The 18,891-nt window shown below is 62.2% G+C and carries 16 protein-coding genes; 5 read left to right on the plus strand and 11 right to left on the minus strand.

Going from position 1 to position 18,891, the window contains the following annotated elements:
- Window positions 1-18: 18 nt before the first annotated feature.
- Both AC56QX_RS24330 and AC56QX_RS24335 read right to left on the minus strand, forming a co-directional pair.
- Window positions 19-2,019 carry a hypothetical protein gene (locus tag AC56QX_RS24330; RefSeq protein ID WP_497111082.1) on the minus strand — a complete coding sequence of 667 codons (2,001 nt, stop codon included), beginning with the start codon at window positions 2,017-2,019 and terminating at the stop codon, window positions 19-21.
- A complete protein-coding gene (locus AC56QX_RS24335; RefSeq protein ID WP_497111083.1) occupies window positions 2,016-3,554 on the minus strand; it encodes an NAD(P)H-hydrate dehydratase in 1,539 nt (512 codons plus the stop codon). Before AC56QX_RS24335 ends, AC56QX_RS24330 begins: the two co-directional genes overlap by 4 nt.
- 357 nt (window positions 3,555-3,911) lie before the next feature.
- On the opposite strand from AC56QX_RS24335, the gene AC56QX_RS24340 reads away from it, so the two are divergent.
- Both AC56QX_RS24340 and glnA read left to right on the plus strand, forming a co-directional pair.
- On the plus strand, window positions 3,912-4,250 hold the full coding sequence (locus AC56QX_RS24340) for a P-II family nitrogen regulator (protein WP_006205430.1): 339 nt from the start codon (window positions 3,912-3,914) through the stop codon (window positions 4,248-4,250).
- A gap of 61 nt (window positions 4,251-4,311) precedes the next feature.
- The gene (gene glnA, locus AC56QX_RS24345; RefSeq protein ID WP_027045003.1) at window positions 4,312-5,721 is read left to right on the plus strand and encodes a type I glutamate--ammonia ligase; all 1,410 of its coding nucleotides are present in this window, start codon (window positions 4,312-4,314) and stop codon (window positions 5,719-5,721) included.
- Between the two features lie 682 nt (window positions 5,722-6,403).
- On the opposite strand, the gene AC56QX_RS24350 is transcribed toward glnA, so the two are convergent.
- Window positions 6,404-7,825: an APC family permease gene (locus tag AC56QX_RS24350; RefSeq protein WP_497111085.1), complete on the minus strand. Its 1,422-nt coding sequence runs from the start codon at window positions 7,823-7,825 to the stop codon at window positions 6,404-6,406.
- Window positions 7,826-7,971: 146 nt separating this feature from the next.
- Here AC56QX_RS24350 and AC56QX_RS24355 point away from each other — a divergent pair, with 146 nt between their 5' ends.
- The gene (locus AC56QX_RS24355) at window positions 7,972-8,574 is read left to right on the plus strand and encodes a TetR/AcrR family transcriptional regulator (RefSeq protein WP_497111086.1); all 603 of its coding nucleotides are present in this window, start codon (window positions 7,972-7,974) and stop codon (window positions 8,572-8,574) included.
- 31 nt (window positions 8,575-8,605) lie between these two features.
- A complete protein-coding gene (locus AC56QX_RS24360; protein ID WP_497111087.1) occupies window positions 8,606-9,769 on the plus strand; it encodes a DmpA family aminopeptidase in 1,164 nt (387 codons plus the stop codon).
- A gap of 120 nt (window positions 9,770-9,889) precedes the next feature.
- Here AC56QX_RS24360 and AC56QX_RS24365 read toward each other — a convergent pair whose 3' ends face one another.
- Window positions 9,890-10,930: a glutamine synthetase beta-grasp domain-containing protein gene (locus tag AC56QX_RS24365; protein WP_172229116.1), complete on the minus strand. Its 1,041-nt coding sequence runs from the start codon at window positions 10,928-10,930 to the stop codon at window positions 9,890-9,892.
- Window positions 10,931-11,177: 247 nt separating this feature from the next.
- Here AC56QX_RS24365 and AC56QX_RS24370 point away from each other — a divergent pair, with 247 nt between their 5' ends.
- A complete protein-coding gene (locus tag AC56QX_RS24370) occupies window positions 11,178-11,438 on the plus strand; it encodes a DUF2735 domain-containing protein (RefSeq protein ID WP_497111088.1) in 261 nt (86 codons plus the stop codon).
- A 76-nt stretch (window positions 11,439-11,514) separates the two neighbouring features.
- On the opposite strand, the gene AC56QX_RS24375 is transcribed toward AC56QX_RS24370, so the two are convergent.
- The 7 genes from AC56QX_RS24375 to adh all read right to left on the minus strand — a co-directional run bounded on the left by AC56QX_RS24375 (window position 11,515) and on the right by adh (window position 18,794).
- Window positions 11,515-13,404: an MFS transporter gene (locus AC56QX_RS24375; protein ID WP_497111090.1), complete on the minus strand. Its 1,890-nt coding sequence runs from the start codon at window positions 13,402-13,404 to the stop codon at window positions 11,515-11,517.
- Window positions 13,405-13,587: 183 nt separating this feature from the next.
- Window positions 13,588-14,379 (minus strand): ATP12 family chaperone protein, encoded by a 792-nt coding sequence (locus tag AC56QX_RS24380; protein WP_497111092.1) that lies wholly within the window; start codon window positions 14,377-14,379, stop codon window positions 13,588-13,590.
- A 12-nt stretch (window positions 14,380-14,391) separates the two neighbouring features.
- A complete protein-coding gene (locus AC56QX_RS24385) occupies window positions 14,392-15,264 on the minus strand; it encodes a DMT family transporter (protein ID WP_497117872.1) in 873 nt (290 codons plus the stop codon).
- A gap of 47 nt (window positions 15,265-15,311) precedes the next feature.
- Complete coding sequence (locus AC56QX_RS24390; protein ID WP_027028859.1) at window positions 15,312-16,292, minus strand: RluA family pseudouridine synthase; 981 nt, start codon at window positions 16,290-16,292, stop codon at window positions 15,312-15,314.
- 61 nt (window positions 16,293-16,353) lie between these two features.
- Window positions 16,354-16,728 (minus strand): fluoride efflux transporter CrcB, encoded by a 375-nt coding sequence (gene crcB, locus AC56QX_RS24395; RefSeq protein WP_497111094.1) that lies wholly within the window; start codon window positions 16,726-16,728, stop codon window positions 16,354-16,356.
- 41 nt (window positions 16,729-16,769) lie between these two features.
- A complete protein-coding gene (locus AC56QX_RS24400; RefSeq protein ID WP_497111096.1) occupies window positions 16,770-17,138 on the minus strand; it encodes a DUF779 domain-containing protein in 369 nt (122 codons plus the stop codon).
- A gap of 138 nt (window positions 17,139-17,276) precedes the next feature.
- Window positions 17,277-18,794, minus strand: coding sequence for an aldehyde dehydrogenase (gene adh / locus AC56QX_RS24405; RefSeq protein WP_497111098.1), 1,518 nt, complete (start codon window positions 18,792-18,794; stop codon window positions 17,277-17,279).
- Between the last annotated feature and the right edge of the window lie 97 nt (window positions 18,795-18,891).

Genomic DNA, 18,891 nt, shown 5'->3' on the forward strand with positions numbered 1-18,891 from the left:
GGGGTAGCTGTCGGGCGCTCACTCCTCCTCCGCCGCGCCGAACCCCGCGTCCATGGTGGCGCTGGTCGGGCTCGCCCACGGCGTTGCGTGGTTGTCGATGCGCATCTGGAAGATGAAATAGGTCGGCGAGCAAAAGCCGATGCCTTTCACTTTTGAAATGCCCGGCGTGTCGGGCGGCATCGACTGGCACATATAATCCTCGCGGCAGAAATGCTCGGCATCACAGGCCGGGCGGTTGCCGCGATTGACCGCACCGCCAAGACACTGGTCGAAATTGTTGGTCGCCACGCAGATGTCGAATTTCTTGCCGCCGACCAACCCGCAAATCTCGTTCGGCATCGGCTTGCCCTTCTTGAAGGCGGCAAAGCTGCGGTCCTTGTCGTCGCAGGCGCGATAAGCGATGCCTGCAGGCACACCGATCTTCGGCGGACGGCAGGTGTAGGCGGCGCGCGAGACATCCGGCGCAAAGGCCGCGAACTGACCCGTGATGCTGTAGCGGTCGTTGAAAGGCTGCGCCGCGTTGCTGGCGATAGACCCGGTCAGGCAGGGATGGCCGGAGAACATTTTGGGACTGTCCTTGGGCAGCAGACACTGCGCCAGAGCGGTGCGTACGCCAGATGCTGTCGCCAGCGGCGTGCAGACGGTGCCGCCGCCGCATTGCCAGGTCGCGCCGAAACGCTTGGCATCGTCCGGCATCAGGCATGGCATCGCCATCCCGGCCGGCGCGTAATCGACATCGCCGGTATCGGTCCATGTCGCAGGCGGTGCGAAGGACAGCGGCCGGTAGCGGTTCGGCTGCTTGCCTTCGGCAGTGGCGCGCAGCCAGGCCTGGCGCCGGGGAATCTCGGCGTGGAGATGCGGCGAGATGCCGACCTCGATGCGGTTGAGCGGCGACGTCGTCTTGTCGTCGAGGCCGATGAAGTGGAAGCCGGCGGTGGAACCCGCCTGGTGACAGCCCTGACAGGCGCCGTTGTCCAACCGCTCGACCAGCGCCTCCGGCGTTCGCACCAGTTTCAGTGAGGAATAATCGAGCGATGCGAATTCCTTGGATTGGAATAATTGCGTAAACGGATGGTTGGCCTGTCTTGCGCTGCCGAAGGTCGACCACGAGATGACCTTTTTCGCCAGGAAAGCGTCGGGGATTTTGTAGACGCCGAGATCGACCGCCGCGACATTGGTGCTGACGTACTCGGCAAGGCTTTTCTTCAGCGCCGCGTCTTGCGAGAGCCGTTCGGTGTCCGGCGTATTCTCCAGCGGCTTCTCGCTGACTGCGGCACCGTCGATGCCGAAGATCCGCATCAGATAAGCGGCCTGCCCGCCGAATTCGGTCTCCTGACCGGAGGGAAAGCGCACGACCTGCGCATTGAGTTCGAGCTGCTTGAAGGTGAGCCCGGCGCGCTCCAACGGCCCGCCGGCCAGCCAGCCGGCGTCGACGCTTTCATCCAGCTGCGGCGTCCAGCGTCCGGCAACGCCGACACAGCCGCCGTCGGCATCGGGTGCCGCACTGTAGACGGCGTTGAAGTTGAACGGCAGCCGCGAGGACAGGACCTTGCCGCCCTTCCTGAAACTGTAGGCCAGGCGATAGATGAAACGCACCTCGCCGCAGCTCTTGTCGCCTTCCAAGGCAGCGAAATCGCGCCGGTCGAGCCGATTGACGACGCCGACCAGGCGAAAGCGTGCCGCCTCCGTCTTCAGCCAGCGCATGTCCATGACGCGGCCGACATTGCCGTCGGTGACCTCGTAGAGGGTGCGCCCGCCGGCCTTTATCTCGGCGCGCAGCGTGGCAATGTCTGATGCCACCGTATCGACGATCGCATGATAGGCCGGCACCTTGTCATAGAGCGCCTTCAGGTCGCCCGCGCCATCGACGCCGAAAATGCCGGCGAAGCCATAGCCCTTGGCATCGAGTGCGGCGAGCACCGCCGGATCGTCGACGATGGTCACCGGCTGCCCGGCGCGTACGCCATGCGGTGTAAACAGCGCGACGACGGCCGCAAACGCGAGCGCGAAACGCTTCATCCGATCGGCACCTTCCGCCGTACTTCGACCAGTTCGCGCAGCACCGGCACCAGCGCCAGCGGCAGATCCTCGGCGATCAGCCCCGGCCCGAACCGGCTGCCGGCCTCGGCATGGATCCACACCGCCGCGCAGGCTGCTTCGAACGCCGGCATGGCTTGCGCCAGCAGCCCGGCGGCGATGCCGGACAGCACGTCGCCTGATCCTGCGGTTGCGAGCCATGGCGCGCCATTGGCGTTGATCGCCGCCCGGCCATCGGGCGCCGCGATCACCGTGTCAGCGCCCTTGTAGACGATGACGGCATTGGCACGTTTGGCCGCCGCACGCGCCTTGTCCAGCTTGGACGAGGCGCCATCACCGGCGATGTCAGGAAACAGCCTGGCGAACTCGCCTTCGTGCGGTGTCATCACCAAGGCCGGTGCATTCGGCCCGCGCGCCGCTTCGAACAAAGTGTCCGGCTCATCGCGAAACGCGGTGATGGCGTCGGCGTCGAACACAAGGCCATCGACCCGTGCGGAAGTACCTTGCGGTTGACCGGCGGCGAGGAGTGCCAGCCCGAACGTCCGCGTTTTTTCACCGACGCCAAAGCCTGGACCAAGAACGAAGGCCGAAGGCCGGCGTTCGCCGACAAATTCGCTGATGTCGGCGACGTCATCGGTCTTGCGCAGCATGATCGAGGTCAGATGGGCGGCATTGACCTGCATGGCGTTGCCCGGCGACAGCACGGTCACCGCCCCTGCCCCGCTTCGGGCCGCGGCCAGCGCCGACAGCCGCGCCGCGCCGGTGGCGCTCGGCCCACCGGAAAAGACGCCGACATGGCCGCGCTTGTATTTATGCGCGTCGACAGCCGGAACCGGGAAATCGCGCAGCCAATGCGCCGGTGTGTTCTCGAACGCCTGGGGCCGGAGCCGTGCAATGATGTCGTCGCCGATGCCGATATCGGCAAGCACGATCTCGCCGCACCGTTCGCGACCGGGCAGAAGCAGATGGCCGGGTTTTTTGCGTGCAAAGGTGACGGTAACATCGGCGGTAAATGCCTTGCCCAGCACTTTGCCGCTATCACCCGAAACGCCGGAAGGCAGATCGACCGCGACAACGGGCAAATGGAGGTCCGAGGCAATATTGACCGCCCTGGCGGCATCGCCGGACAGCGGCTTGGACAGCCCTGCCCCGTAAAGCGCGTCGACCACGATCGAGCCGGGCTCGGCCTTAAAGCCGGACAGCGGCCGCGGCTCGATCGGGCATTCGGCAGCAGCGAGCGCCGCGTCGCTTAGCGGCCTCGGCGCAACGGACGCCCAGATTGTCGTGGCAACGCCGTTGCCGGCCAGGATGCGGGCGACGACATAACCGTCGCCGCCATTGTTGCCGGGACCGCAGAGCACATGGACATGTGTTGCCGAGGGATAGTGCTTGAGAACTTCGGCCGCGACCGCCTCACCGGCGCGCTGCATCAGGCCAAAACCGTTGAGCGGGCCGGCGGCAATCGTCAGCCGATCCGCCTCGCTCATTTCGGCGGGAGAAAGAAGTTCGTTGCTCATGGATTGCCGATCCGCATTCGATCAAGCATTGTCCAGTTTTCGGCTCGACGCAAACGGGGAGGAGTTGTTGCGATCCGCCGCCAGACCGTCAGGATGCACGTCGCAGGCGCAAGATTGCCCACTGTATGAGCAACTTGCCTGGTTTTTGTGCGGGCGCAAATGACGGCACTGTGTAGGCTCTTGCGGCCCATGCCGCATCCGTTGCAGTGAATGACGCGAATTTGCATCCAGGTGCAGCATGGCTTCGAAATCGTATGAGACCGCTTCGAATCCCTCGGATTGGCACAGTTCGTGCTTGATCGAGGCGCAAGCGGGGGCTCACAACCCGTTTTTTTGGCAGTGGAGGCCACTTTTTACATGAAAAAGATCGAAGCGATCATCAAGCCATTCAAGCTGGACGAAGTGAAGGAAGCGCTTCAGGAGGCCGGACTGCAAGGCATTACCGTCACCGAGGCCAAGGGCTTCGGGCGCCAGAAGGGTCACACCGAACTCTACCGAGGCGCGGAATATGTCGTCGATTTCCTGCCCAAGGTGAAGATCGAGGTGGTGCTCGGCGACGATGCGGTCGAAGGCGCGATCGAGGCCATCCGCAAGGCAGCCCAGACCGGCCGCATCGGCGACGGCAAGATCTTCGTCTCCAATATCGAGGAAGTCGTACGCATCCGTACCGGCGAAACCGGCATGGACGCCGTCTGACGGAGCCATCCTCCAAGAACCGTCATCCATCAAAAAACGTCATCAAACAGGGATAAATGACATGACGACAGCCAAAGACATCATGAAGCAGATCAAGGACAACGACGTGAAATTCGTCGACCTGCGCTTCACCGACCCGAAGGGCAAGCTGCAACACGTGACGATGGATGTCGTCGAGGTCGAGGAAGACATGTTTGCCGATGGCGTCATGTTCGACGGCTCCTCGATTGCCGGCTGGAAGGCCATCAACGAGTCCGACATGGTGCTGATGCCCGATCCGGACACGGTCCACATGGACCCGTTCTTCGCGCAGTCGACCATGGTCATCCTGTGCGACATCCTCGACCCGGTCTCCGGCGAATCCTACAACCGCGACCCGCGCGGCACGGCCAAGAAGGCCGAGGCCTACATGAAGGCTGAAGGCATCGGCGACACCATCTATGTCGGCCCGGAAGCAGAGTTCTTCGTCTTCGACGACGTGAAGTACAAGGCCGACCCCTACAACACCGGCTTCAAGCTCGACTCGACCGAACTGCCGTCGAATGACGATACCGACTACGAGACCGGCAATCTCGGTCACCGTCCGCGCGTCAAGGGCGGCTATTTCCCGGTGCCGCCGATCGACAGCGCGCAGGACATGCGCTCCGAGATGCTGACCGTGCTCGCCGAGATGGGCGTGCGCGTCGAAAAGCATCACCACGAAGTGGCCGCCGCCCAGCATGAGCTTGGCATCAAGTTCGACGCGCTGGTGCGCAACGCCGACAAGATGCTGATCTACAAGTATGTCGTGCACCAGGTCGCCAACGCCTATGGCAAGACGGCAACCTTCATGCCGAAGCCGATCTTTGGCGACAACGGTTCGGGCATGCATGTCCACATGTCGATCTGGAAGGGTGGCAAGCCGACCTTCGCCGGCAATGAATATGCCGGCCTGTCGGAGAACTGCCTGTTCTTCATTGGCGGCGTCATCAAGCACGCCAAGGCGGTCAACGCCTTCACCAACCCGCTGACCAACTCCTACAAGCGTCTGGTGCCGGGCTATGAAGCGCCGGTGCTGCTCGCCTATTCGGCGCGCAACCGCTCGGCCTCCTGCCGCATCCCGTTCGGCTCGTCGCCGAAGGCCAAGCGCGTCGAGGTTCGCTTCCCCGATCCGGGCGCGAACCCTTACCTGGCCTTCTCCGCCTTGCTGATGGCCGGTCTCGACGGCATCAAGAACAAGATCCATCCGGGACAGCCGATGGACAAGGACCTCTACGACCTGCCGCCGAAGGAGTTGAAGAAGATCCCGACCGTCTGCGGTTCGCTGCGTGAAGCGCTGCAGAGCCTGGACAAGGACCGCGGCTTCCTGAAGGCCGGCGGCGTCTTCGACGACGACCAGATCGACAGCTACATCGAGTTGAAGATGGCCGAGGTGATGCGCTTCGAAATGACCCCGCATCCGGTCGAATACGACATGTACTATTCGGTCTAAGATCCCGCCCGGATAACAATGCAAAGCCCTTGAAGGCTTTCCGCCTTCAAGGGCTTTTTGCTGCCCACCAATGCTTTGCCTATGGGTGCGCGTTTGGCCAGCCACGCAACAGCGGGCAAGCTCTTTTGGTTCTAGAGAATTGTTTGATGGCAGGACTTGGCTGGGCTATGGCCACCGGCAGAAGCCGCAAATGAAGGCTGACGGCTGGGCTTTTCAACCGCGAGCCAGGAGCGAGCGGCACACTGCCTCAGGCTGCAATGCCCGCTCGTCCGGCGCCCCCGCCAATGCCGTCGTTCAAGAAACCCCGCCCCGTTCGAACAGCATCGCTTTGGCGTAACCCCAAGGCCACGAATACGCATGCTGCGGTGCAATCTGTCAACGCCGCCGGCCAGAGGCGCCGAACGCCGATTTCGGTGTTTGATCAGAGGCTTATATAACTGATCATTGGTGTACGGGTGACCTGAAACAGGCTGTTTTCCGGGCTTTTTCAGGGAACACGGAAACGCACAACACCAATGGTGGCAAGGGGCGTCGGCCAAAAGTCTTTCCGGCCGGTGAATTTGCCCGATCCTTTTCAACCTGACTTTTTTTGGGGGTATTCGGTCCGCGGGGTCAGGTATGGCAAAAAGAACCCCGGCACGGGCCGGGGTTCTCACACGGACAGAACATCGGAGGGTGATGCCTATCCGGCAAGTTCGTCGGGGCCGTGCAGATTCCAGTCCGTTCGTCTGGCCAGCACCAGCACATAGTAGATCGCCGCCACGACCATGATCAGCAGCGTCGCGATCAGGCTCGGGCGCCCGAAGGCGGCGTCGAGCAGGTTCTGATAGGCGACATAGACCAGCGCCACGAAAGCAAGGATGGCCGGCACCGGAAACAAGGGCATGCGGTAGTGTCCGCCAGCCGTTGTGCCGTTGCGGCGCCCGGCAAACGCCGCCACGCACAGAAGCGCGTAGATCACCACCAGCGAGGTGCCGCTGACCACCAGCAGCAGGTTGATGTCGATGAAGCAGGCGACTGCCGCCAGCACCGACACGACGATGGTGGCGATCCACGGCGACGCGTAGCTGCCATGGACGGAGGCGACCGCGGCATTGATCGGACCGAACCACGTCTTGTCGCGGCCGGAGCTGAACAGCAGCCGCGCCGCCTGCAGGATGATGGCGATGACCGCGTTGAAGATGGCAACGGCGATGGCGAGGCTGATCAGTACCGTCAACGCATGGCCACCGCGCGCCTCGAGGAAATATTCTATTTTCTGGGGCGCTGCGAGCAGTCCCGCCAGGTCCGGCGACCCCAGAAGCACAGCCGTCAGCGGAATGAGCTCAGCAGCGACCGTGATCAACAGCGCCCAGACCACGACCTTGCCGATGTTGCGTTTGGCGTCCTGCGTCTCCTCACCGAAATAGGCGGCCGCGCCATAGCCATTATAGGCGAACAGGGCAACGGCGGTGGCCGCCAGCACGATGCCGGCCGATGCCGGGACCAGCGTGTTGGTGGCATCGAGCAATTGCGGCGACGTGAACAGGCTCGACAACGGCCGCTCGACATGGGCAATGCCGAGGCCGGTCAGAACCAGCAATGCCAGCATCTCAATGCCGAGGAAGATGCCGGTGACAAAGGCGTTGAGCTTGATGCGCATTGCCGCGACCGTGCCGGCCAGTGCGATCGTCACCACGCCGACCCATTGCGGACTGAGGTTGGGAATGAGAACCCCGAGATAGGTGCCGACGCCGAGCGCGATGACGGCGACGATCAGCACGATCGAGACGAACACCAGCACCAGCGTGACAAAACCCCAGAAACGGCCAAGCGTACGGCCGATCATGGTGTATTCGCCGCCGGCCATCGGATAGGCCGATGACAGTTCGGCATAGACGAAGGCCATGAACAGCCCGATGACGGCGGCAATGACGAAACTCAGGAATGAGCCGGTGCCGGCCAGCGCGATGACGCCCGGCACGATGATGAACACCGAGGATGCCGGCGTCACGGCCGACAGCACGATCATCAGCGTGCCCAGCGCATTGAGCGCCCGGTCCAGTCCCTTGGCGGTGGGCGCAGTCTTGTTGACCGCCCCCGTTTTTGCTTCGTTTGTAGACATCGTCCTCCCTTTTTTTAATCAGATAAAAATTATCCTCCGACGCGGAACCTATCGACCGAGTCAGATATCGTCAACAAATATGGTGCATTGGTGCTTGCAAAAATCCACATGCCGGTTTTTAATTGAATCTAATTCAGGAAACAGAAATGGGACGACCCAAAACCCAGACCGATCGCCGCCTCACTCTGGTCGCGGCGGCAGAATCGATGATCGCGAGGCGCGGCCTTGCCGGCGTCACCCTGCGCGACGTTGCCAATGAAGCAGGGATGAGTTCGAGCGCCCTGCTCTATTATTATCCCGGCCTGAAGGACCTGCTGGACGATGTGCAGCGCAAGGCTGTCGAGCGGTTCTGCACGATACGCGCGGCGTCGGTCGCCGAGATCGCCGATCCCCGGCTGCGGCTGAAAACGATGATCGATAACGGGCTGCCGACCGACACGGACGACCAGCTCTGCCGGCTATTGCTCGAACTCGGCGCCTACTCGCGCTCGGATCCGAGCTACGCCGCCCGCCACATCACGCTGTTCGAACGACAGGTGTCGATCTATGTCGGCATCCTGGAAGCGGGCGCGGCCACCGGCATCTTCAACCTACAGGCGGCCAGCGAGACGATCGCGCGCAGCCTGGTGGTGCTCGAGGACGGGCTGGGGCTGCATCTCGTCAACGTTGTGCCTGCGGTCGATCAAGCTTCGGCGCTGGCAATCCTGACCAGCTATGCCGAGCTTGCGACCGGCTGCAGCCTTCGCTGAGCCGGCTTACATCAACGGAGCGACCCCAAGCATGGACCAATTGCCGACCCACACCACCACGCCTGCCGGCAAGGCGCGAGCCCGCGCTCTCGCCATTCCCTTGCAAGGCACGCCCGGCCCCGCCAATGCCATCACCGATGTCGACGGCGTCCTGGTCGGCTACTCCACGATCATCAAGGGCGAAGGCAAGCTCAATGGACAAGGACCGGTGCGCACCGGCGTGACGGCCATTTTGCCGTTCGGCCGTGACGGCGTCGGCGTCGCCTGTGCCGCCGGCTATCATTCCTTCAACGGCAATGGCGAGATGACCGGCGCATCGTGGATCGAGGAGGCCGGCAGCATCAGCCTGCCGATCCTGATCACCAACACCCATGCGATCGGTCCCTGCCATCGTGGCGTCATCGACTGGGTGGCGCGCCACAAGCCCGATGTCGCGAAGCAGTGGCTGCTGCCGGTGGTGGCCGAAACCTGGGACGGCTATCTCAACGACATCAACGGCTCGCATGTCTTGGTCGACCACGCTATTGCCGCGATCGACAACGCGGCGAGCGGGCGCATCGAGGAAGGTTCGGTCGGCGGCGGCACAGGCATGAATTGCTATGCCTTCAAGGGCGGCTCGGGTTCGGCCTCACGGATCGTCGACTACGGCCATCGATCCTACACGGTCGGCGTCTTCCTGCAGGCCAATTTCGGGTCGCGCCGCGAGTTCACCATCGCCGGCGTGCCGCTTGGTGATCGGCTGGCAGACGACAACCCGATGGAGGCGTACTTCCGGGGCGGTCCGACGGGCGCCGGCTCCTGCATCGGCATCATCGCCACCGACGCGCCACTCTTGCCGGGCCAATGCAAGGCGCTGGCCCGGCGCGTGCCGCTCGGCCTGGCGCGGACCGGGACTACGGGCTCGCATTTCTCCGGCGATATTTTCCTCGGCTTCTCGACCGCGAACCGCGATGCGCTCAATGGCCGCTTTCCCAAAGGCCCGGCCAGCGAAGAGAGCTACAGCCGCATGGATTTCATTCCGTGGGGGCGCATGGACGATTTCTATGCCGCCGTTGTGCAGGCGACCGAGGAGGCAGTGCTCAACGCGCTCGTCGCCAACAGTGACATGATCGGCCGTGACGGCAACCGCAGCCCTGCCTTGCCGCATGCGAAGGTGCTGGCGGCGCTCAAGGCGCGTGGAGCTGTCGCCGGCTGACAGCGGCAGACGAACCCGCCCCTCGCAAACACGAAAAAGCCCTGCCGATTTTCCGCCAGGGCTTTTTGTTACCGAGTTCCAGTCGCGGCGAGGACCTTGCGATCCGCGCCGCGAAGACAATCAGGCAGCAGCCGAGACCTTCGCGTCGGTCGCAACCTCCGAGATGGTCTTCAGGATCTGCGAAGCGATCTGGTAGGGGTCGCCTTGCGAGTTCGGGCGGCGGTCTTCCAGATAACCCTTGTAGTCATTCTTGATGAAGGAGTGCGGCACACGGATCGAGGCACCACGGTCGGCGATGCCATAGCTGAACTTGTTCCATGGCGCGGTCTCGTGCTTGCCGGTCAGACGCTTGTCGTTGTCCGGCCCGTAGACGGCGATGTGGTCCATCAAGTTCTTGTCGAACTGCGCCATCAGCGATTCGAAATACGCCTTGCCGCCGACTTCGCGCATATAGGCGGTCGAGAAGTTGGCATGCATGCCCGAGCCGTTCCAATCGGTATCGCCGAGCGGCTTGCAGTGGAACTCGATGTCGATGCGGTATTTTTCAGTGAGGCGCAGAAGCAGATAGCGGGCGATCCACATCTGGTCGGCGGCCTTCTTGGAGCCCTTGCCAAAGATCTGGAATTCCCACTGGCCCTTGGCCACTTCGGCGTTGATACCTTCATGGTTGATGCCGGCGGCGAGGCAAAGGTCGAGATGGTCTTCGACGATCTGGCGCGCGACATCGCCAACATTCTTGTAGCCGACGCCGGTGTAGTACGGCCCCTGCGGCGCGGGATAACCGGTCTCCGGGAAGCCGAGCGGGCGGCCGTCCTTGTAGAAGAAATACTCCTGCTCGAAGCCGAACCAGGCACCCTCGTCATCGAGGATGGTGGCGCGCTTGTTGGAAGCGTGCGGCGTGACGCCGTCGGGCATCATGACTTCGCACATGACCAGCACGCCATTGGTACGGGTCGGGTCCGGATAAACCGCGACTGGCTTCAACACGCAGTCGGAGCTGTGGCCCTCGGCCTGCATCGTCGAGGAACCATCGAAGCCCCAGAGCGGCAGCTCTTCCAGCGTCGGGAATTCGGCGAATTCCTTGACCTGTGTCTTGCCGCGAAGGTTGGGGACCGGGGTGTATCCATCGAGCCAAATGTACTCGAGCTTGTATTTCGTCATTCTAGCCTCTCGTTGCTTGATCACCGAACACCAGACGGGGTCGACATGCGTCTGCCGTCGGCAGCCGGCGCTGCCGATTAATAAAATGCAATTCGTGTGCCACTCCGGCATCGACGGGTGCGGCAAAATGGCCGTGATATCGCGATGAATTTACTCAGCCGTCTCACCACTGGGTCCATATCGATCAAACCCGGATAATGCATAAATATTAGGCGTTTGATGATCTTTTCGTAGGCATATTGCCTAAATGAATCGCAAGACCTATCTTCTGGGAAAGCTGAATCGAAAAGCTCCTGAAGAAGAAAGGAGACCGCTCATGGAAGTCGTCCACACCCGTCCGTCGGCAAAAATTCTGATGTTCCCCCTGGCAGCGCGCGGCTCTGCCTCAAATTTAGGCGTAAAGGCGAAATTCGCGGCAGAGCTGGCCTCGTTGCGCAACACGCACGCCGATTTTGACGGCTGGTATCACGAAGCGGCCGTCGAGGAAGAAAATCAACGCAAGAGCTGATCGTTTCGTTCGGGTCTCAGACACGAAAAGCCCGGCGTGAGCGATCACGCCGGGCTTTCTGTTGACCGATGATCCGTCAGTCCTTGGCGTGCAGGTCAGTGCCAAGCGTATCCTTGACGAAGATCATGCCGATAACGAGCGTGAACGCCGCGATCACCACCGGGTACCAAAGGCCGTAGTAAATGTCGCCCTTATAGGCACTGAGCGCGAACACCGTCGCCGGCAGCAAACCACCGAACCAGCCATTGCCGATGTGATAGGGCAGAGACATACCGGTATAGCGGATGCGGGTCGGGAACATCTCGACCAGGATTGCGGCAATCGGACCATAGACCATGGTCACGAAGAGGATCAGGATAAACAGGATGCCGATCGTCATCGGCCAGTTGATCCCGGCCGGGTCAGCGAACATGGCGAAGGCACCGCCGCCCGGTATGTTGTAGACCGTGACCTCCGGCGCACCCGCTGCCTCATCTGATGTCAAGAGCTTGTCCTTGACCGCCTGATCAGTCGGCACCGCTGCCTTTTCGCCGCCGCGGATAGTTGCCGCGTCGAGCTTGAGTTCAGGATTGGCTGCGATGAAGGCGTCGAGTTTCTGGTCGGCGACCTTGATCGCCGCGCGCTTCAGCGGATAACCACCGTCTTTCAGGGACATGTTGATAGCCTTGGCGAAGGCTGCATCCTTGGCCTTGGCCTGATCACCAGCAGCGACCGCATCGTAGGAGTCCACGGTTTCGTTGCCGATCTTGACCGACGCAGTCGCTCCGGCTGCAGCCGTCGACACCACGTCGTAGGGAACCGAGTTCTTGGTCAGGAATGAAGTCGCGATGTCGCAGGACGTCGTGAACTTCGCCGTACCGACCGGATTGAACTGGAATCTGCAGTCGCCCGGGGCTGCGGTCACCGTCGCCTTTGTGTTCTGCTGTGCGTTAGCGAGTGCCGGGTTGGCCGCCCGGGTCAGCGCCTTGAACAGCGGGAAGGTGCAGACAATGGCGAGCGCGAGGCCAGCCATGATGATCGGCTTGCGACCGATCTTGTCGGAGAGCCAGCCGAAGACGACGAAGAAGATCGAGCCAAGCGCCAGCGCGATGGCGATCATGATGTTGACCGACTGCGCGTCGACCTTGAGCACGTTCGTCAGGAAGAACAGCGCGTAGAACTGGCCATTGTACCAGACGACGGCCTGGCCGGCGGTGAGACCAAGCAGCGCCAGCAAAGCGATCTTGGCGTTCTTCCACTGCCCAAAGGCCTCCGACAGCGGCGCCTTGGAGCCCTTACCTTCGTCCTTCATCTTCTGGAACGTCGGAGACTCTGACAGAGACAACCGGATCCAGACCGAGACGGCGAGCAGCAGGAAGGAGACGATGAACGGTATGCGCCAGCCCCAGGCGGCATAAGACTCCTTACTGATTGATCCCTGGACAATCAGGATGACGATCAGCGACAGGAACAGGCCGAGCGTCGCTGTCGTCTGGATCCATGAGGTGTAGAAGCCGCGGCGATCGTCAGGCGCGTGCTCGGCAACATAGGTCGCCGCACCGCCATACTCGCCGCCCAGCGCCAGGCCTTGCAGCATGCGCAGGACGATCAGGATCACGGGAGCCGCGATGCCCAGGGTTGCATAGCCGGGCAGCAGACCGACCAGGAACGTCGACAGGCCCATGATAGTCATGGTGACCAGGAATGTGTATTTGCGGCCGACGAGGTCGCCGATGCGACCGAACAGCAGCGCGCCGAACGGGCGCACCAGGAAGCCGGCGGCAAAGGCTAGCAGCGCGAAGATGTTGCGCGTCGCCTCCGGAATGGTCGGGCTGAAAAAGGTCGAGCCGATGAAGGCCGCCAACGAGCCGTAGAGATAGAAATCGTACCATTCGAAAACGGTGCCGAGCGAGGAAGCGAAGATGACCTTCTTCTCCTCTCGCGTCATGCCGCGGCTTGCTCCGCCGGCGGTCGATGCAATTGTCATTGAGTTGTCCTCCCGTGAGACCCTGTCCTCGATGCCGGGCGCCAATGTCCGCGCTCTCCTCCGAACGCGGACTCGGAAATGCCGAGTCATCAAGGAAAAAATGACAGAAAGCGCTCGCCGAAGGCAGAGCGACGATGGGATTATGACTTTGGTATTAGGTGCGGTGCGGTAGGGACCGGCCGGTCAGGCCTTGAGCGCTTCGAGAAGGCTGACCGCAGCCACCATATCGCGCCTACGGGCGGCGCGGCGCGCGATCGCTTCGGCGTCCTGTCCCCATTGCTCGATCTGCCAATCCTCGTCGACATGGCCGGCGGCCCAGGCGGCCTCCGCGTCGAGTTCGCCGAAATCGACAGCCAGCGCCAGCAGCGCCGAACCGGTCAGCGAGGTCATGACGTGGATGGCGGCCAGCCGCAGCGGCTCGGCGCGCTGAGCAAGATGACTGCCCAGAACGGCGATGGACTCACGCGGCTGCTCTACATGAATGATCCCTTCGGCAAGGTTGAAGCGGGCTCCAAGCGTGGCGCGCGCCCAATCGATGACCGGATCCCACTGCTCGTTCTGCCGCTCGACCAGCCCTTGCGGCGCATCGGCGCGGTAACAGAGCAGGTCCGATGAGGCAAAGCGCAGTATGTCCTCCAGCACCGCCTGCGAATCGCTGGCGACGCCATCGATGGCGGTGTTGACCAGGCGCATCACCGGCATCGTTACCGGATTGATCGTCTCGCCCTGCTGAGCGAATTCCTCGGCAACCAGCACTGCTACCGCCTCGGTCGGCAGCGCCAGCAGCGCCTTGCCCGGCGTGCGCACCGGCTTGCCGTCGAGATGCACGGCAAAACCGCCCTCTATCGGCGCAACCGAAACGGTCTTGTAGAAGCGCTTGGGCTGCGGTGTCTTCATCTGAATCTGGGCGCGACGCACCGGATCCGGATCGGAAAGATACTTGCCCGCTTCGAGGTCATTGAGGATGTCACGCATGAAAAATCTCTCTCACACCGGGATCAGCTTGCGTGCCGGCCGGTTGACGATGATCAGGCCGGCGGCAATCAGGCCGAGTGCCAGGAAGATGCGAATGGTCAGTGGTTCATTCAAGATGATCGCACCGCACAGCACGCCGAAAACCGGCGACAGGAAGGTGAAGCTGGACAGGCCGGAGGCCGGATAGCGGCGCAGCAGCCAGAACCAGAGGACATAGGTGAAAGCGACGATGTAGATCGCCTGGAAAAGCAGCGCCAATGTCGGCAACAGCGAGGGATCGCGCACCGGTGGGCCGGCGAGAGGCAGCACTAACAGGCCGACGATCGCCGCACCGGCGAGTTGATAGAGCAGCAGCTTCTCGGCGCTCGCCTCAACCAGTTTGGATCGCTTGATCAGGATATTGGTCAAAGCCCAGAAGAACCCGGAGCCGAGACTGAGCAGGTCGCCGAACAGCATGTCCCCGCCGCCGCCCAGCTTGTCGGAAAAGACGGCGGCAAGGCCGGCGAACGCCAGCAGCAGGCCAAGGAACTTGCGCATGGTGATCTGTTCGCCAAGCAGGAAGTGACCGCCAATCAGCATCCAGAACGGCATGGAGTTGACCAGCAGCGTGTTGCGGGCAACGGTCGTGTGTTCCAGGCCGACATAGAGGCACAGGAATTCGACGCCGAAAAGCACGCCAACCGCGATGCCAACCAGCAACGTGCCATCACGTGTGAACAGCGCGATGCCGCGCCAGCGGCACCAGAGGAAGACGCAGAAACCGCCGATGAGCGAGCGTGCGATCGACAGGAAGACAGGGTCGTAGCCGGCGTAGGAGATCTTGGCGGCGACGTAGTTCAGGCCCCAGGAAAAGGTCAGGCCGACCATGATGGCGGCGGCGGCCATGTCGACTGTGTCGCGCCGATCGAGCGCGTCGGTGGCGCCGCTCAAGCTCAGTCCTCCGCGCTGGCGTCGTCGAAGCCGATCAGGTTCCAGCTCTGGCGCATATGCGGCGGCATCGGCGCGGTAACGTCGATGACGCCCTTGTCGGGATGCGGAATGATGATGCGGCGCGCATGCAGATGCAGGCGATTTTGAATGCCACCTGGGAAATCCCAGTTGGTATCGGCCTCGAAATATTTCGGGTCGCCGATGATCGGGCAGCCGATATACGCGGCGTGAACACGAAGCTGGTGGGTGCGGCCTGTATAGGGCTCCATCTCCAGCCAGGTCATGGTCTGCGCCGCCTGCTCGATGATGCGGTAGTAGGACACGGCATGGTCGGCGCCTTTTTCACCATGCGCAGCCACCCGAACGCGGTCGCCGTCCTCAGTCGGCTCTTTGATCAGCCAGGTCGAGATCTTGTCCTCGCGCTTCGGCGGCACGCCTTTGACCAGGGCCCAGTAGGTCTTCTTCGTTTCGCGGGCGCGGAACGCCTCCGACAGCTTCATGGCTGCCAGTCTCGAACGGGCAACGACCAGCACGCCCGACGTGTCGCGGTCGAGCCGGTGGACCAGCCGCGGCTTCTCACCCTTCTGGTTGCGCCAGGCTTCCAGCATGTCGTCGACATTTCGGGTGACGCCCGAACCGCCCTGCACCGCAAGGCCCGCCGGTTTGTTGAAGACGAAAACCTTCGGGTCCTCATGGATCAGCATTTTTGCCAGGACGTCGGCATCGCCCTGGTTGCGGATCGAATGGCCGGTCAGCGCGCTCTCGCCCTTCTTGTCGACCTCGAGCGGCGGAACACGCACCACCTGGCCAGGCTCGACACGGCTGTCGGCCTTGACCCGGCCGCCATCGACGCGGATCTGGCCGGAGCGCAGCAACTTCTGCAGATGGCCAAAACCAAGGCCCGGGAAATGGGTCTTGAACCAGCGATCGAGCCGCATGCCCGCCTCGCCGGCCTCCACCGTGATCTGTTCAACGCCTGCCATTTTTTCTTCGCTTATCCGTTTCCAAAGCAGGTCTCGGCCTGCGCTTGGCGCGGCAATAGCATTAAGGCAGGCTTCTTGCGAGCCAAAGTCCCAGAAACAAGGCGATGATGGCGCCAATGACGCTGGCCAGCGCATATCCAAACGCCGGCAGCGTGGCGCCGCGGTCCCACAGTGTCGCGAAATCGAGCGAAAAGGCGGAAAACGTGGTGAAGCCACCAAAGATGCCGGTGGCGACAAACAGCCTGACTTCATCCGATCCGCCGCGGCGCGCCACAGTGGCGATGAACAGCCCCATGGCAAAGGAGCCGACAATGTTGATGGCCATCGTGCCCCAGGGATAGTTGGGGCCGACAACGCGTAGCGCACCGATATTGGTGAGGTGGCGGATGCCGGAGCCGATGCCGCCGCCTATGACAACGAGAAGCAGATTGAACATTGTCGTCTACTGCCCCCGCGAGGGCGGCGGCGTCAATCCCTTCAAGCCCGTGACGGGACTTCCGGAACAGCACAGATAGCTGACCGCGTCAGAAACCGCCGCTCGCGACCATTGTCGAGCGAGAACATGCCGCCCCTGCCCGGCACCACGTCGATGATGAGATCTGTGTGTTTCCACACTTCATATTGCGAAGCGCTGATATAGACCGGTGTCTCGCCGATTTCGCCCAGCATGACGTCATTGTCGCCGACGATGAAATCGTTCTGGGGATAGCACATTGGCGAGGAGCCGTCGCAACAGCCGCCCGACTGATGGAACAGCACCGGCCCATGGTCGGCGATGATTTCAGCCAGGAATGTTCTGGCCTCCGGGGTGGCCGAGACTTTCCCAAGCGAAACCTTGTCGAGCACGGCATTCCTCCATCATGAAGCAGTCGGGCATCATCAGGCGATCGGGGCGCGGCGGAACGGCCGCGCCCCTTTGCGGATGCGCATGACCCATCGGAGATTTAGGGCCTTCCGAGGTCATGCGTAGCCCTGGGAGGGCGCTCAGAAGAAGCCAAGCTTCTTCGGGCTGTAGCTGACCAGCATGTTCTTGGTCTGCTGATAGTGGTCGAGCATCATCTTGTGGTTCTCACGGCCGATGCCGGACTGCTTGTAGCCGCCGAACGCCGCGTGCGCGGGATAGGCATGGTAGCAGTTGGTCCACACACGACCGGCCTGGATGGCGCGGCCGAAGCGGTAGCAGCGGTTGGCGTCGCGGCTCCAGATGCCGGCGCCGAGGCCATAGAGCGTGTCGTTGGCGATCGAGAGCGCCTCGTCATCGTCCTTGAAGGTCGTCACCGAGACCACCGGCCCGAAAATCTCCTCCTGGAAAACGCGCATCTTGTTGTGCCCCTTGAACACGGTCGGCTTGACGTAATAGCCGCCGGCCAGATCGCCCGGCAGATGGTTCTGCTCGCCGCCGATCAGCACCTCGGCGCCTTCCTGCCTGCCGATGTCGAAATAGCTCAGGATTTTCTCCAGCTGTTCGCCCGATGCCTGTGCACCGATCATAGTTGCCGGGTCGAGCGGATCGCCCTGGACAATCGCCTCGACGCGCTTCAGCGCCTTTTCCATGAACTTGTCATAGATCTTCTCATGCACCAGCGCCCGGCTGGGGCAGGTGCAGACCTCGCCCTGGTTGAGCGCGAACATGACGAAGCCCTCGATCGCCTTGTCGAAGAAGTCGTCATCCTCCGATGTCACGTCCTGGAAGAAGATGTTTGGCGACTTGCCGCCGAGTTCGAGCGTCACCGGGATGAGGTTCTGGCTGGCATATTGCGAGATCAGCCGACCGGTCGTGGTTTCGCCGGTGAAGGCGATCTTGGCGATGCGGTTGGACGACGCCAGCGGCTTGCCGGCTTCGAGGCCAAAGCCGTTGACGATGTTGAGCACGCCATCCGGCAGCAGGTCACCGATAAGGTCCACCCACAGCATGATGGTGGCGGGTGTCTGCTCGGCCGGCTTCAGCACCACGCAATTGCCGGCGGCAAGGGCCGGCGCCAGTTTCCAAACCGCCATCAGCAGCGGAAAATTCCAGGGAATGATCTGGCCGACGACGCCAAGCGGCTCATGGAAATGATAGGCGACGGTGTCATCGTCGATTTGCGACAGGCTGCCTTCCTGGGCGCGCAAAGCACCGGCGAAATAGCGGAAATGGTCGATGGCGAGCGGCAAGTCGGCTGCGGTCGTCTCGCGGATCGGCTTGCCATTGTCCCAGGTCTCGGCGAGCGCCAGGAGATCGAGATTGTCCTCCATGCGATCGGCGATGCGGTTGAGGATCAGGGCACGGGCAGCGGCACTGGTCCTGCCCCAGGCGTCCTTGGCCTTGTGCGCGGCGTCGAGTGCCGCCTCAATATCGTTAGCATCCGAACGGGCGATTTCGCCCAGCGGCTTCCCGTTGACCGGCGAGATGTTGTCGAAATACCGTCCTGAATGCGGCGCCACCCATTTGCCACCGATGTAGTTGTCGTAACGCTTGGCGAAGGGCACCTTGGCCGTGCGTGAAAATTCCACCTTGTTCATTGTCTTCCTCCCAGGAAACAGCGGTACGGGATGTACCGCGCTGCCAGGGAGAGTGAGGATGCCATCGAGCTTTGTCAGCCCAGGCATGTCATCCACC

The organism is Mesorhizobium sp. RCAM 06353 (genome assembly GCF_059683585.1).